This window comes from Frateuria aurantia DSM 6220 (genome assembly GCF_000242255.2).
Taxonomy (GTDB): Bacteria; Pseudomonadota; Gammaproteobacteria; order Xanthomonadales; family Rhodanobacteraceae; genus Frateuria; species Frateuria aurantia.
The window spans coordinates 2,260,091-2,274,546 of record NC_017033.1 but is presented as its reverse complement, the minus strand read 5'-3'; the positions used below and the strand labels follow the sequence as shown (position 1 = coordinate 2,274,546).

The 14,456-nt window shown below is 64.7% G+C and carries 13 protein-coding genes; 6 read left to right on the top strand and 7 right to left on the bottom strand.

Annotated features, from left to right (window positions below; genetic code table 11):
• Positions 1–74: 74 nt before the first annotated feature.
• Genes FRAAU_RS10620 through FRAAU_RS10600 form a run of 5 tightly spaced genes read right to left on the bottom strand, consistent with a single transcriptional unit; the run spans position 75 to position 4,714 of the window.
• Positions 75–554 carry a PNPOx family protein gene (locus FRAAU_RS10620; protein ID WP_014403530.1) on the bottom strand — a complete coding sequence of 160 codons (480 nt, stop codon included), beginning with the start codon at positions 552–554 and terminating at the stop codon, positions 75–77.
• A complete protein-coding gene (locus FRAAU_RS10615) occupies positions 551–1,759 on the bottom strand; it encodes an MFS transporter (protein WP_014403529.1) in 1,209 nt (402 codons plus the stop codon). Before FRAAU_RS10615 ends, FRAAU_RS10620 begins: the two co-directional genes overlap by 4 nt.
• Before the next feature lie 3 nt (positions 1,760–1,762).
• Complete coding sequence (locus FRAAU_RS10610; RefSeq protein ID WP_014403528.1) at positions 1,763–2,578, bottom strand: sugar phosphate isomerase/epimerase family protein; 816 nt, start codon at positions 2,576–2,578, stop codon at positions 1,763–1,765.
• A gap of 49 nt (positions 2,579–2,627) precedes the next feature.
• Positions 2,628–3,224, bottom strand: a complete 597-nt coding sequence (locus FRAAU_RS10605; protein WP_014403527.1) for a UbiX family flavin prenyltransferase — start codon at positions 3,222–3,224, stop codon at positions 2,628–2,630.
• Positions 3,224–4,714, bottom strand: a complete 1,491-nt coding sequence (locus FRAAU_RS10600) for a UbiD family decarboxylase (protein ID WP_014403526.1) — start codon at positions 4,712–4,714, stop codon at positions 3,224–3,226. The genes FRAAU_RS10605 and FRAAU_RS10600 overlap by 1 nt, the downstream gene beginning before the upstream one ends.
• A gap of 148 nt (positions 4,715–4,862) precedes the next feature.
• On the opposite strand from FRAAU_RS10600, the gene FRAAU_RS10595 reads away from it, so the two are divergent.
• From FRAAU_RS10595 to FRAAU_RS10580, 4 genes are all read left to right on the top strand, one after another.
• A complete protein-coding gene (locus tag FRAAU_RS10595) occupies positions 4,863–5,795 on the top strand; it encodes a LysR substrate-binding domain-containing protein (protein WP_014403525.1) in 933 nt (310 codons plus the stop codon).
• 164 nt (positions 5,796–5,959) lie between these two features.
• Complete coding sequence (locus FRAAU_RS10590; RefSeq protein WP_014403524.1) at positions 5,960–7,003, top strand: SDR family oxidoreductase; 1,044 nt, start codon at positions 5,960–5,962, stop codon at positions 7,001–7,003.
• 91 nt (positions 7,004–7,094) lie between these two features.
• Positions 7,095–8,525, top strand: coding sequence for an MFS transporter (locus tag FRAAU_RS10585; RefSeq protein WP_014403523.1), 1,431 nt, complete (start codon positions 7,095–7,097; stop codon positions 8,523–8,525).
• A 28-nt stretch (positions 8,526–8,553) separates the two neighbouring features.
• Entirely contained in the window at positions 8,554–8,751 is a 198-nt protein-coding gene (locus tag FRAAU_RS10580; protein ID WP_041270533.1) for a hypothetical protein, read from the top strand.
• A 57-nt stretch (positions 8,752–8,808) separates the two neighbouring features.
• Here the strand turns inward: FRAAU_RS10580 and pdxT are convergent, their stop codons facing one another.
• Positions 8,809–9,372 carry a pyridoxal 5'-phosphate synthase glutaminase subunit PdxT gene (gene pdxT / locus FRAAU_RS10575; RefSeq protein WP_014403522.1) on the bottom strand — a complete coding sequence of 188 codons (564 nt, stop codon included), beginning with the start codon at positions 9,370–9,372 and terminating at the stop codon, positions 8,809–8,811.
• Positions 9,369–10,301 (bottom strand): pyridoxal 5'-phosphate synthase lyase subunit PdxS, encoded by a 933-nt coding sequence (pdxS, locus tag FRAAU_RS10570; RefSeq protein ID WP_014403521.1) that lies wholly within the window; start codon positions 10,299–10,301, stop codon positions 9,369–9,371. Before pdxS ends, pdxT begins: the two co-directional genes overlap by 4 nt.
• A gap of 220 nt (positions 10,302–10,521) precedes the next feature.
• Between pdxS and FRAAU_RS10565 the strand changes: the two genes are divergently transcribed.
• Positions 10,522–11,880 (top strand): aminotransferase-like domain-containing protein, encoded by a 1,359-nt coding sequence (locus FRAAU_RS10565; RefSeq protein WP_052317882.1) that lies wholly within the window; start codon positions 10,522–10,524, stop codon positions 11,878–11,880.
• Positions 11,881–12,095: 215 nt separating this feature from the next.
• Positions 12,096–14,444: a TonB-dependent hemoglobin/transferrin/lactoferrin family receptor gene (locus FRAAU_RS10560; protein ID WP_014403519.1), complete on the top strand. Its 2,349-nt coding sequence runs from the start codon at positions 12,096–12,098 to the stop codon at positions 14,442–14,444.
• Positions 14,445–14,456: the final 12 nt, after the last annotated feature.

The following is a 14,456-nucleotide window of genomic DNA, read 5'->3' as shown; positions in this document are numbered from 1 at the left end:
CTCAGTGGCCACGGATCGGGCCAGGATGTCGGCGTGAGCGGTTCGCAGCGAAGGTGATTTCCGGCTCGCCTGATCTACGGAGTGTTGCCGGGCGGACGTCGTGACCAGTCGATCTTGTGACCGAAACCACGACGGTTGTCGGTCAGCTTCAGATAGTCCGGCCGAAGCTGCCACAGGGTCGAGGTTCTGCCCTCGGCAAAAGGAAAGCGCAGGTCATAGATCGTCCGCAACTCCCGGCAGGTGTCGGCGTCTTCCACGGCGGTGGCGATGCCGGTCAGCTGCAGGCCCTGCAAGCTGGCGATATCGAGCGATTGATCGCTGACGGTGCCGGCGACAAGGGGCTGCAGGGCCGCTCCCATGCCATGCCGGGTGTCGGGATCAGTAAGGAAGATCAGGAGGCCTTCGCGTCGATCCAGTGCATAGAATACCGACGCCGCCCAGACTTGCTGGTTCACGCAGACGGCAAGCGACAGTACATGTTGTTGCTCGAGATAGTCGAGCATCTCGACCGGAATCCCGAGGAGATGATCGTGCGCCAGGTGCTTGATATTCACCTTGCATCCTCGATAAAAACGGGGCGAATGGCGATCATGCCGGCCGCGCCGGCCACGATGCCGCAGGCGGCAAGAAACAGGCAGGGCACTCGCCAACCGCCGCTGAGCTGGTTCAGCCAGCCAAACAGCAGGGGGCCGCTGGCCGAAATCAGATAGCCGGCGCTTTGCACGAAGCTGCTCAGCGACGCCGTGCCTTCCTTGGTCCGACTGCGCAGATTGACCAGGGTCAGGCCGATGGGAATGAACATGGCGCCCAGCCCTGCGGGGAAAATCCAGAGCCAGGATGCGCTCGGCACAAAGCCGAGGCCGAGCACGCCGCAGCACAGACAGGTGGTCGCGAACAGGATGACCCAGCCCGGATGGCGGTCCTTCTCCAGAATCATCGGCACGACCAGACTGTGCGGAAACCCGATCAGATTGTAGATGGCCAGCATGGTCCCGGCCGTGGCGGCATCGACGCCGGCTTGCTCGGTCAGCAGGCGGGGCATCCAGGCAATCAGCGCATACATGGCCAGGGCTCCGACAGCAAACAGGGCGGTGATGGCCCAGGCGGTTGGCCAGCGGCAGGCTTGCAAGGTGCTGGCAGCGGGGCCGGCCTCATGTGGTGTGTGGCTGCGGCGCGCAATCAGCAGCCAGGGCAGCGCTGCGACAATCGCCAGCAAGGCCCAGCTTCCGATCGCGAGCCGCCAGCCGAAGGCATGCGCCAGCGGAACGGCCAGCATCGGCGGCGCGGCGGCACTGACGGCTACCAGCACAAGATACAGGCTGGTCAAGGCACCGACATGATCGGGAAACAACTCCTTGATGGCTGGCGGCAGCAGCACGTTGCCCAGACCGATGCCACCCAGGGCCAGCACCGAGATCAGGCCGAAGACGCCGATGGATGGGCTGAATGCGGCGCGCAGCACCTCGCCGGCGGCGATCATCAGCAGGGCCAGCACCATGCCCCGCTCGAGGCCGATGGTCCGGCCGATGCGCGGACCGAAGAGGCCGAACGCGGCGAAGCACAGTACCGGCAGCGTGCCCATGATGCCCTGGGCCGAGTGGCTGACGGCAAAGCTCCGGCGCATGAAGTCGTACAGTGGCGAAAGCGAGACCACCGCCGTACGCAGATTCAGGGCGACCAGACTGACGCCGAGCATGCCGAGCAGGACGGGATGGCCCGGTGATTGGCCGCTGGCCGGCGCGGACATGGCTGCAGCCATGATTCAGGTGGCCTCCGCTGCCTGTGGCAGCACTTTTCTGAGTGCCGCCATGGCTTCGACGGCGACTTCGGCCGGACGACGTGACTTCATGTCGTCATTGAAGACTTCCAGACCGATCGGGCCGTGATATCCCTGCAACTTGTCCATCAGGGAATGGATGGGGAAATGGCCCTGGCCAGGCAGCAGGCGATGATGGCGGGCGATGTCCACCACCGTGCCCGGACTGGCTTCGATATTGAGATCCGAAAGCTGGACCAGGAAGATCCGGTCCAGGGGAATGCCGTCCAGGTCGGCGGCGGTGCTGTCACGGACGAAGATATGGAAGGCATCGACTACCAGTCCGAGATTGGGTTCGTCGACCTCCTGCACCACCTGCCAGACCGCCGGCAGGCTGTGATGCACCGTGCTCCAGGCCATTCCTTCATGGGCTACGTTCAGCCCCCGGTTCGCGGCCTCGCGGGCCAGCCAGCGCATGTCCTCGACCACGCGCTCCGGGCGACAGGCATAGTCGGTGGAGGCGGGCACCAGCAGGGTCCCGGCACCCACGGTGACGGCGGTATCGAGCATGGCGATGGCTTCAGCCCGCTTGGCCTCGCGTTTGCCGTCAGGCGCGCCATCGAAATCCAGCAGGACCTGGTAGTCGGTCAGTCCCAGGCGGGCCTGCTGCAGGCGACCGGCGACGGCTGCGGCATCGCCGTCGGCCTGCTCGACATCCTGGCGCCAGAGTTCGATCTGGTCGAAGCCGGCAGCGGCAGCGGCCTCGATCTTTTCGGCGGTGGTTCCGCCCAGCAAAATGGTATTGAGAAACAAGGGTTGCATCTTCGAATCGACTCCTGGGCGGATTGAGCGTGAGTGGCTGTTCGTGATGTCAGCCGGATGGCAGTTCCGGGTCGCCGCCCCAGCGCGGCATGGCGGGATGCTGCAGACCCAGCAGGCTGATGGCGCGGGCCGCACTGTGGGTGATCATGGCATCGATGGATTCGGGCATGGCATACATGGCCGGCACGGGCGGGAAGACCATGGCGCCATACTCTGTCACCGCAGCCATATGCCGAAGATGGCCAAGATGCAGGGGTGTTTCCCTGGCCATCAAGACCAGTCGGCGACGTTCTTTCAGGCACACATCGGCGGCCCGGGTCAGCAGGCTGTCGCTGATGCCGTTGGCGATGGCGGCCAGGGTCCGCATCGAGCAGGGGGCCACGATCATGCCCTGGGTCAGGAACGATCCGCTGGCGATGGGGGCGTCCACGGCACCGGAGGGATGGCAGATATCGGCCAGTGCCTCGACGCTGCCGCGGTCCCAGCCGGTTTCGTGCTGACGGGTCAGGCCGGCGGCGCGCGACATGACCAGATGGGTCTCCACCTGCATGTCCCGCAGCAACTGCAGCACCTTGACGCCGTACTGGAACCCGCTGGCCCCACTGATGCCGACGATGACCCTGGGTCTGGACGGACTGTCGGCCATCAGTCCCGGAATCCCGGCACAAAGCGGGCGACATCCACATCCATGAACCGGGAGCGCTGGAACCGGTCTTTCAGGTCGAAGGGCACGGTGCAATCGTAAATCGTCTTGCAGCTGATGCCATGGCCGCGGATGCTGGGGCTGAATGCAGGGTCCTGGGAGGGATCCAGCGGGTGGCAGCGTACCCCTGGAATCATGATGGTATCGACATCGGCCTGATAGCGGGTCGTCATCGCCCAGATCACGTCGGAGAGATCGAAGGGATCGACATCCTCGTCCACCAGAAAGACATGCTTGAGTTCGGAAAAGGCGGCAAAAGCAAGCAAGGCAGCCTGACGCTGGCGTCCTTCGTCATTGGCCGAACGTTTCCTGACCTGCAGTACGGCCATGTATTTGCCGGTCCCCGGTGAAGGGCAATGCACATTCAGCACAAATCCGGGCAAGGCCTTTTCGGTCATCCCCAGAATGCTGGCCTCGGTGGGAATGCCGGCCAGATTGGTATGTTCATCCGATGACCCGATGCAGGTCTGCAGAATGGGTTGATGGCGATGGGGGACCGCCTTGACCTTGATGACCGGCACGGCCGGCTTGGCCTCGCCGGTATAGCCGGGGAATTCGGGCATGGCCTTGCCGGTGCCGGTGTTCTGATCTTCCTTGACGCGGTAGTCGGGAACCAGCTCGCCCTCGATCACCACTTCGGCATGGGCGATGGCGCGGGCGTCGACGGAAACGGCTCTCACCAGTTCCACGGCCTTGCCGCGCAGGCCTCCGGCAATGGACAGTTCATCGAAGCCCAGCGGAGTCGTCGGCGGTTCGAAGCAGGTGGCGATCTCGATCGCCGGATCGACACCGATGGAAATGGTGATCGGCAAGGCCTTGCCGGCCTGTTCGGCCTTGATCCGGAACTGATCCAGATGACGGCCGGGGACAAAATACATCGAAATCTCGTCCTTGCCCTGGACGCACAGGCGATGGATCGTGACATCGTGCGCACCGGTCTCGGGATCGGCGGCATAGGCCAGGCCCATGGTGAAATACGGACCGGCATCTTCCGGCGTATTGGTAGGCGCAGGCAGCAGACGTCGCAGATCGAAGCCCGGATCCTCGGCCCGATGCACGACTTGCTGGCAAGCGGGTTGTGCATCCTCGATCAGCCTGGGCGCTACGGCGTGCTGGACGGCCTGCAGAAGATGCTGCCCCAGTGCCTGTGCCGGCACGTCCAGCAGGCGTGCCACCCGTTGACGGGAGCACAGCAGGCCGATCAGCACGCGAAAGTCCGGGTGGCCCTTGATGCTGTTGAACATCATGGCGGGCCCGCGACGGGTGGGCCGTTGTACCGTGCCGGCGGCCCCCACGTGGCGATAGACACCGGAAAGCTCGGCTTCCGGATCGACGGTGACATCGGTTTCGATATATTCGTCGGCAAAGGTCTGCAGGCGGGCGATGGCCGAGCGCAGATCCGTGACGGGCAGGGTGGGGGATGCGGTGCTCATGCTGAACTCCTTCCCGGACCCAGCGTGTCGGCATGGCCCGGTGGCTGGCGCCGAGGGCGCCGGGGATGGTCGGTGACCGAGCCACTATGCAGTCAGCCGTTGCCGGAATCGATGGCGGAAACCCGGGTCAATTGATAGGATCCAGCCTATGAACAGGCCGTCGCTGATATCGGTTTCTCTGAGAAAGATCCATACCTTCTCTATCGTCTGCGACACCATGCACATGGCGCGTGCGGCAGAACGGCTGGGTATCAGCCAGCCATCCCTGAGCGAGCAGATCCAGGGCCTGGAGCAGGCGCTGGGGTTTCGGCTGTTCCATCGCCGCCGCCGCGCCATCGATCTGACCGAGGCCGGCCAGCAGTTGCTGATCGAGGCACGGGCTCTGCTGCAGGCCCATCACGACATGCTGGAGCGGGTCGGTCGTATCGCCCGGGGCGAGATGGGCCGGCTGGCGATCGGCCATGTCGGTTCGGCCATGTTCGTGCGTCCGCTGGCCGGCCAGTTGAAAGCCATGCGCAAACGCTTTCCAGGCGTGGACATGAGGTTGCGCGAGGCTGGCGGCCGTCGTCTGCTGGAAGCCCTGGCTGCCGGTGATCTGGATCTGGTCTTGTTGCGCGCGCCGTTGAAACTGCCAGCTTATCTCCGTCATCGGGTGCACTCCAGCCAGAAGCTGGTGGTGGTGATGCCGCGTGGCCATGTTCTGGCGGGATCACGAGGTATCCACCTTAGCCAGCTGGCCGCGCATGTGCTGGTGGACTATGCCGAAGATGACCAGACGATCGGCATCACGCCGATGGTTCGCGAGCTGGCGCAGCAGTCAGGTGTCGAACTGCAGGTCAGCTGGCGGGTGACCACGGTGGGCAGTGTGCTGGGTCTGGTGGCTTCGGGCGAGGGGATCGGCATCGTGCCGGATCATGCCGCCTTGCGTGCCAGCCGCAGCGTGGTGGCGCGCGTATTGAAACCGCCCGTCAACAGCGAGTTGTGGCTGGTCTGGCATCAGGACAGGGAGACTCCCACCGTGCGCCAGTTTCTGGCCATCGTCGGAGAAGATGACGGCCGAGCGGTCGTCGTTCGCCCATGACGGGCCGTCCTGGTCCGGCTTGCCTTGGTTGGCGACATCGATCGGCAGGCCGAGGCGGGCGAGCCTGCCGATGACCCGGAGCCGCTGGAGGAAAGCTTCGCCTGCAAGCGCTTATGGTGGTTCAGATGCGTCGATATACTTGGCGAAACAGGATGGAGGCCATCATGAGCGACGAGCATGTATTGATCGCCGGCGCCAGCGGCGTGGTCGGGCTGGCGGCAGTCCAGGCCTGCCAGGCGGCTGGCTGGGAAGTATCGACGCTGGGTCGGGCGGCACGCGGACCTGCCGGCGTGCGGCATCTGCAGGCGGATCTGGCGGAGCCGGCCAGTCTGGAGGTCCATGCCCGGGACTTGAAACGCGTCAGTCACCTGTTTTATGCCGCCTTGCAGCCGGATCCCGACCCGGGTGCGGAAGCGGATCTCAACGCGGCGATGCTGGAGCATCTGGTGAAGGCACTGCTGCAGGCCGGCGCCTCCTTGCAGCGACTGATCTTTATCCAGGGCGGCAAGGTCTACGGTGCCCATCTCGGCGTCTACAAGACGCCGGCTCGCGAGGACGACAGCCGCCACTTCCCGCCGAATCTCTATTTCCGGCACGAGGATTTCGCCCGTTCACTTGAGCGCGAGGGCATCCGCTGGACGGCGCTGCGCCCGGATATCGTCATTGGACATTCCCTGGGTTCGGCGATGAATCTCGGCCATCTCATCGGTGTCTACGGCAGCTTGTGCAAGGCGACCGGGACGGCCATGCAGTTTCCGGGCCCGGCCGCGGCCTATCGCGATGTGCTGGTGAATATCACCGGCGCCGAGGTGCTCGGCGAGGCGGCCGTATGGGCCGTCGAAACCGGAGCTGACGGGGCCTTCAATATTACCAATGGCGATGTCTTCCGCTGGGCTCATGTCTGGCCGAAGCTGGCGGACTGGTTTGGCCTGGACATCGGCGAGCCGCAGCCCATCTCGCTGGATCAGCGGCTGCGTGCCCTTGCCTCGCAGTGGCGAAGTCTGGCCGTCCGGCACGCACTGGTCGAGCCGGATCTGCATCGACTCGGACCGGGCGGCTTCGGCGACTTCATCTTCCATGTGCAGACCGATGCGATTTTCGATGTCACCAAGGCGCGGCAGGCCGGATTCCAAGGCATGGTCCGGCGCTCGGACGAGGTATTGCTGGCACATCTGGACGCCATGCGTCGCCGGCGTCTGATACCTTGAGCGGCGGGCATGAATATGCCGCCGGCCGCTTGTCCGGTCTGTGTGCCCGCGCGGCAGTACGTACCGACGACGGCGCGGCCAAGGTGGATCCATGAAGTCCGGTGTATCCCGTACCGTGCTGGCCCTGCTGGTGGCGGGCACCTATTTCATGGAAAACCTCGATGCCACCATCATCATGCCGGCCATTCCGGCGATGGCGGCCAGCTTCGGGGTGGCGCCGGTGGATCTCAATGTCGGGGTTTCCGCCTATCTGCTGACCCTGGGCGTGTTCATTCCGGTCAGTGGCTGGGCCGCACAGCGTTTCGGCCCCAGGCGCATCTTCGCGCTGGCGATCGCGGTGTTCACTGTCGCATCGCTGCTGTGCGGGCTTGCCACCGGTCTTTGGTCCTTTGTGCTGGCCCGGGTCATGCAGGGCATGGGAGGGGCGATGATGGTGCCGGTCGGACGCTTGCTGGTGTTGCGCGAGACGCCGAAAGAGGGGCTGGTCAAGGCCATTGCGATATTGACCTGGCCGGCGCTGATCGCCCCGGTGCTGGGCCCGCCCTTGGGCGGATTGATCGCGGGACATGGTGACTGGCGCTGGAATTTCCTGTTGAACCTGCCGCTGGGCGCGATAGCCCTGGGGCTGGCGTTGCGCTGGGTGCCACGCTTGCAGCCGGAAGGCGGCCGCCGATTCGACTGGCCCGGTTTCCTGATGTGCGGCGGTGGGCTGCTCTGTCTGATGCTGGCCGGTGAATGGCTGTCACGACAAGGGGCGTCAATGCCATCGGTGATGAGCTTGCTGGCCCTCGGCGTGATCCTGCTGGCGCTTGCCTGGCGGCATCTTGGCCGGACCTCGGCACCGGTCTTCGAGCTGGCCGCGTTGCGGATTCCGACCTTTGCCACCGCCCTGGTCGGTGGCTCCTTGTTCCGGATGAGCATCGGGGCCATTCCCTTCCTGGTGCCGTTGATGCTGCAGCTGGGCTTCGGCTACCGGCCCGAGTCGGCAGGCATGGTACTGATGGCGGTGTTCGCCGGCAATCTGCTGATGAAGCCCATGACCACACCGGTGATGCGGCGCTGGGGGTTCCGTCCGGTGCTGCTGGGCAATGGGCTGTTGAACGGTCTGCTGATCGCGGTCTGTGCTCTGTTCACGGCAGCGACGCCGCTGTGGCTGATCTGTGCCGTACTGTTTTTCGGCGGCATGGCGCGATCCATGCAGTTCACCGCACTCAACAGTATCGCCTTTGCCGATGTGGAAAAGCCGGCCATGACCGCGGCCAATACACTGTTTTCGACGGTGTTCCAGCTGGCCATGGGCCTGGGCGTGGCCTTGGGCGGGATGGGGTGGCGTCTGGGCAGTGCCTTGACTTCGGGGAGCCATTCGGTAGCGGCCTTCCATATCGCGTTTCTGGTGGTGGCCGGCGTCTCGCTGCTGGGGGTGGTCGACAGCCTGTGGTTGCGGCCCGGGGCCGGGGAACAGGTGATCAAGGGCAGGCGGCAGCCGGCCGCCACGCGAGCGGTACGTGGTTCGCGTGGTTGACTCTGCCGGTCTTCAGTGCCCGGGAGGCATGCCAGTGTCCGGTCTGGTGACGGTGCTGCGGTTGCTGAAGGGGGCGGAAAGCTTGATGCAGGGCATCGGCTCGATCAGCGCAAGCGGCTGGTGGCCGGGGCCATGCAGCTGTCGGTATCCCTCGCCGGACTTCCATCCGCGTTCAGGGCAGGGCGGGTTGCCGCGCTGGCCGCATCCGGATGCCTATCGGATCTGAAACGACAAGGCCACCCATGGGCGGCCTTGTCGTTTTCCGTTACGAGACAGCCCTGACTCAGAGTCCGTCCAGAAAGGCCTGATGCACGCGAGGATCCTCGCCCAGCTCCGGATGGAAGCTGGCGGCCAGATGACGGCCCTGACGGACCAGCACGGCCTCGCCGTCCCGCTCGGCCAGCACTTCGACATCCTTGCCGATGCGGGTGAAGCGGGGCGCACGGATAAACACCATTTCCAGCGGGCCACCCGGCAGGGCGGTCGGACCGCTGATGATGGCCGAATCCAGCTGGCGGCCGTAGCCGTTGCGCTGCACGTCGATATCCAGAATATCCAGGCTGGCCTGGGCCGGACTGACCTGGTGGGCCAGCAGAATCGCGCCGGCACAGGTGCCCAGGCAGGGCTTGTGACGGGCATAGTTCTGCAGCGCGGCAAACATCTCGTCACGCTCCAGCAGTCGCAGCATCGTGGTCGATTCACCGCCCGGTATCACCAGCCCGTCCAGCCCCTCGAAGTCGGCGGGCAGACGGACCGGCCGGACCTGGGCGCCGAGGCGCTCCAGGACCTGGGCATGGGCGGCATAGGCGCCCTGAAGTGTCAGGACGCCAAGCCGGCGGGCACTCACCAGCTGCGAGCCTGCATCAGCTCGGTGGGCTCCAGGCTGGTCACAGCCAGACCGCGCATGGCACCGGTGACCGCTTCGCTGCATTCGGCGACCACGGCCGGATCGTCATAATGGGTGCAGGCGCGGACAATGGCGCGGGCGCGGGCTTCGGCTTCCTCGGCGCTGGCAAAGGTGCTGCCATCGGTCATGAAGATGCCGGAACCGACAAACACGGCTTCGGCGCCCAGCTGACGCATCAGGGCCGCATCGGCCGGGGTGGCGATGCCGCCGGCGGAGAAGTTCGGCACCGGCAGCTTGCCCAGTTCGGCGACCAGGGCAACCAGCTCGTAGGGTGCGCGGTGGTCGCGGGCGGCGACATACAGCTCGTCGCGGCTCATCGACTGCAGCTGGCGGATGTCGCGCATGATCTGGCGCATGTGCTTGACGGCGTGAACGACGTCGCCGGTACCGGCTTCACCCTTGGTGCGGATCATCGCCGCGCCTTCGGCGATGCGACGCAGGGCTTCGCCCAGATCGCGGGCGCCGCAGACGAAGGGGGTCTCGAAGGCATGCTTGTCGATATGGTTGACTTCGTCGGCCATGGTCAGCACTTCGCTTTCGTCGATGAAGTCGACACCGAGGTGCTGCAGGACCTGGGCTTCGGCGAAGTGGCCGATGCGGGCCTTGGCCATCACCGGAATCGAGGTGACCGCCATGATCTCCTTGATCAGCTTCGGATTGGCCATCCGGGCCACGCCGCCCTGGGCGCGGATCTGGGCCGGAACGCGCTCCAGCGCCATCACGGCGGTGGCGCCGGCCTTTTCGGCGATCACGGCCTGTTCGACGTTGCAGACGTCCATGATGACGCCGCCTTTCAGCATTTCGGCGAGGCCGAGCTTCAGACGCAGGGTCGGGCGGGAGTCGGTGGTGGAAGTGGTGATGCTGCTCATGAATCCAGTCACTGTCTTGAGGTGGAGAAGGCCAGTCCGCGCGGGCGGTATGGGTCTGTGAGAATACCATGCCCGGTCTGCTGCCAAGGCGGCAGGTACAGACCCATACAATTTCAGTGAACTGTACAGGTATAATCACCGATACAGATCAGCCGGTACAGAGGTGGCCGTGACGTATCCGACAGCCGCCGCACGCCGGGGCAGCCGCACTGAAAGCGTGATGCAGGACATGCGGGACCGGATTGCCAGCCGCAGCCTGGCGGCGGGGGCGCGACTGCCTTCGGTACGTGCCTGCGCGCAGATGCACGGCGTGTCGGTGTCCACGGTGGTGGATGCTTATGACCGGCTGGTGGCCGAAGGTGTGATCGAGGCGCGGCGCGGCTCCGGCTTTTATGTCAGTGACCGGCTGGTGCCCTTGTCGCTGAATGATGCCGGTGATCGCCGCTCGCATGTCAGTGATCCGGTCTGGGTGGCGAGGCAGGCACTGGAATCCGGTGAGGCCATGCACAAGCCGGGCTGTGGCTGGCTGCCTGCGGACTGGATGCCGGATCAGGATATCCGGCGGGCCTTGCGGGCGATGGCGAGGCAGCCGCTGGCGCCGCTGACTGCCTATGGTACGCCGCAGGGATTGCCGGCCTTGCGCCAGCTGCTGTGCCGTCGCATCGGCGAGCGGGGCATCAGTGCTGGTCCCGAGCAATTGCTGTTGACCGAATCAGGCACCCAGGCGGTGGATCTGCTGTGCCGTTATCTGCTGGAGCCGGGCGATACGGTGCTGGTGGACGATCCCTGCTATTTCAGTTTTCATGCGATGTTGCGGGCGCATCGCGCCAGCGTGGTCAGCGTGCCTTATACCCCGAACGGGCCGGATCTGGCCGCTTTCGAGCAATGCCTGTCCAGACATCGGCCGCGGTTGTACATCACCAATTCGGGTCTGCAGAATCCGACGGGGGCCGCCCTGAGTTTCGAGGTGGCGCATCGCCTGCTGCAACTGGCGCAGCAGCACGAGATGTGGATCATCGAGGACGATGTGCTGGCCGATTTCGAATGGCGGCCGGCGCCCAGGCTGGCGGCGCTGGACGGTCTGCAGCGTGTGATCCATACCGGCAGTTTTTCCAAGACCTTGTCGGCCTCGGTACGCTGCGGTTACATCGCGGCCGGGGTGAAGGAGGTGGCCGGACTGGTTGACCTGAAGCTGGCGACGGCCTTCGAGTCCGGGCACTTCTCCGCCGAGATGCTGCTGCAGCTGTTGCGTAGCGGGGCCTACCGCCGGCATATGGAGGGTCTGCGCAAGCGCCTGGCCGAGGCCATGACCCATACCATTCGTCAATTGGGCGAGCTGGGCATCGTGCCCTGGGCCGAGCCGCGTGGAGGGATGTTCCTGTGGTGCCGGCTGCCGCAGGGCATCAGTGCGAGCGATCTGGCCCGCCGGGCACTGGCCTCCGGGGTGATGCTGGCACCGGGGGGCAGCTTCAGCCAGGCGGCCGATGCCGACAGCTATCTGCGCTTCAATGTATCCCAGTCGCTGGCGCCTGACATCTACTCGGTGCTGGCGCGGGAGATCACGGCCGGCGGCGGCTGAGCCTGTTCCCGATCGCGGGCAGACGGACGCGGCTGTTTTTTTGCCGCAAATGAGATATATTCGCATTTGCGGCGAGACAGCAAGGTCTCGCGGGGGAACGGGCGCGGCCTTGGGCGGTGCCTCCCGTCAATGACAGATCAGCCAGCCCGATGATTCCATGAGGAACATCTTTGCCAGCTTTGGACGATTCCATTCCAGGCAAAGGATGTTCGCGCATGATTCGTTTGAAACCGCTGGCCCTGCTGTTGGGCGCGGCCTTGTTTCCCGTGGCGGTCTCGGCCCAGCGCACGGCTGACCGTCACGATTCCGGCCTCGCGCGTGACGGGCAGAAGCCCGTCCCGGCCCAGGTTCACTCGCTGCCGGGCGTCAATGTCGTCGGCAATCTCGGCGGTTCGATCCAGCTCGACGCGCCGGGCACCATCTCGGTGATTACCCGCGAGCAGATGGACCGCCATCTGGTCACCAATATCCGTGAGCTGATCCGGTACGAGCCCGGAGTTTCGGTCATCGGCACGGCCGGCCGTTTCGGGCTGGACAGCTTCAATATCCGCGGCCTGTCGGGCAATCGCTCGGCCATGCTGGTCGATGACATTCCGATGCCGGCCTCGTTCGGGGCCAATGTCGCCGGCGGAAGTTTCCGCACGGGGCGCGACTACATGGATCTGGATGACATGCAGAGCGTGAAGATCATCCGCGGTCCGGCGTCGGCCTTGTACGGGTCCGATGCCCTCGGCGGCACGGTAGCGATGGTGACCAAGGATCCGGGTGACTACCTGCAAGCCGGCAAACCGGTGTATGCGGCGCTGAAGGAAACCTATGACGGTTCGGACCGCAGCTTCGGCACATCCGGTACCGTGGCCGGCGGCAATGCCCGTGATGCCTTGATGGTGATCATGAATCACACCGATGGCCATGAGGCCTCCAGCATGGGCACGGTCGGCGGTGTCGGCGCCCGTCGCACGCGGGTGGATCCGATGACCTATCATCAGACCAGCTTTCTGATGAAATACGTGCACACCGCCGACAGCGGCCGGGTGGATCGTTATACGGTGGAAGGCAATGACCGGCGGACGCGCACCGATGGCTTGTCCAATATCACCGCCAGCGTTCCCTATTACCAGTCGCAGGACGACAATCGACGACTGCGGGCCAGTGTCGGCCAGTGGTTTCCCCATCTGGATGGCGTGCTGGCCGATACCCTGAAATGGGACGCGTACTGGCAGCAGAGCAAGGCGCATACCCGCACCGAAACCCGCAGCGGGGTAGTGCAGCGCTTTTATGACAACACCCCGACCAACGAACGCGTGCTGGGCGGCAAGCTGGTGGCCGTCAAGGCTCTGGGTGATGGCGAGGCGGTCAGTCAGCTGATCAGTTACGGTGCCGAAGTGTCGGCCACCTTCGATTCGGCGAATGTGACGGGCTACGGCGTCAACACGCTCACCGGCGCCACCGGCAGCGGCAAGGACTTTCTTCCCGGCTCGTATCCGCTGCATCTGATACCGACCAGTTCCACCCGCAGGTATTCGCTCTTCGGCCAGGATGAACTGAGCTTTATGGACGGCCGTCTCGTCGTCACGCCGGGCCTGCGTCTGGACCACTACGAGTATCAGCCGTCCGATGACGCGATGTATCGCAAGTACAACGGCGATTATGTGGCTGCCAGCTATATCGAGACCCATGCTTCGCCGAAATTCGGCGTGCTGTGGCATATCAATGATGTTTTCAGTGCCTATCTGGACTATTCGCACGGTTTCCGGCCGCCGTTGTACAGCGAGGTCTCGGGTGCCTGGAACGAGCAGCCGGTGGCCGGCATCAATATCGCCTACCTGCCCAATGCCGATCTGCGCTCGGAAACCAGCCGCAATGTGGAAATCGGCATTCGCGGCAAGGGCGACATGGGCTGGTTCAGTGCCGGCGGCTACTACGACCGCTACCGCAATTTCATCTGGTCCGGCTATCCGCTGGCTGACGACAAGGTCCCGGCCTGGGCCTATCAGATATCCCAGGGCGCTTTCCTCAACATGTTCTATCAGGCGGTGAACGCCCGCAAGGCGTATATCAAGGGCGCCGAGGCCAGCGGCAGTCTGCGGCTGGGATATTTCAGCGAGGCGCTGGAAGGCTGGGCGGTCCGCGGCAGCGCGGCCGTGGCCACAGGCCGTCTGATCCAGCCGGGCCAGAGCGGCTACACCCCCCTCAATACCGTTGACCCGGCCAAGCTGGTGGCGGGCGTCACCTATGACGCCCGCCACTGGGGCGCCGAGTTCACCGCCACGGCGGTAAGGCGGCACAACCGCCTGGATCAGGCCAGCACCTACCGGCCTCCCGGTTACGCCACCCTGGATCTGTATGCCCATTATTCCCCGGACCAGCATGTGGAGCTGTATGCGGGCATCAGCAATCTGGCCGACCGCAAGTATTGGGACTGGGGCAATCTCAATGGCGGCACGCTGGGTGGGCTGGTTTCAGGCAACGGTCTGAACGATGCCGGCGCCAATGGCGTGCCGGTGGATCGCCTGAGCATGCCTGGCCGGACTTTCAGCATGACTGCCCGCATTGTTTTCTGAGGAGCGCACCCC

Coding starts and splice junctions, on each gene's coding strand:
- FRAAU_RS10600 (WP_014403526.1), bottom strand. CDS start 4,714: ATGAGCACCGCATCCCCCACCCTGCCCGTCACGGATCTGCGCTCGGCC.
- FRAAU_RS10595 (WP_014403525.1), top strand. CDS start 4,863: ATGAACAGGCCGTCGCTGATATCGGTTTCTCTGAGAAAGATCCATACC.
- FRAAU_RS10615 (WP_014403529.1), bottom strand. CDS start 1,759: ATGGCTGCAGCCATGTCCGCGCCGGCCAGCGGCCAATCACCGGGCCAT.
- FRAAU_RS10590 (WP_014403524.1), top strand. CDS start 5,960: ATGAGCGACGAGCATGTATTGATCGCCGGCGCCAGCGGCGTGGTCGGG.
- FRAAU_RS10565 (WP_052317882.1), top strand. CDS start 10,522: ATGCAGGACATGCGGGACCGGATTGCCAGCCGCAGCCTGGCGGCGGGG.
- FRAAU_RS10580 (WP_041270533.1), top strand. CDS start 8,554: ATGCCAGTGTCCGGTCTGGTGACGGTGCTGCGGTTGCTGAAGGGGGCG.
- pdxS (WP_014403521.1), bottom strand. CDS start 10,301: ATGAGCAGCATCACCACTTCCACCACCGACTCCCGCCCGACCCTGCGT.
- FRAAU_RS10605 (WP_014403527.1), bottom strand. CDS start 3,224: ATGGCCGACAGTCCGTCCAGACCCAGGGTCATCGTCGGCATCAGTGGG.
- FRAAU_RS10610 (WP_014403528.1), bottom strand. CDS start 2,578: ATGCAACCCTTGTTTCTCAATACCATTTTGCTGGGCGGAACCACCGCC.
- FRAAU_RS10560 (WP_014403519.1), top strand. CDS start 12,096: ATGATTCGTTTGAAACCGCTGGCCCTGCTGTTGGGCGCGGCCTTGTTT.
- FRAAU_RS10585 (WP_014403523.1), top strand. CDS start 7,095: ATGAAGTCCGGTGTATCCCGTACCGTGCTGGCCCTGCTGGTGGCGGGC.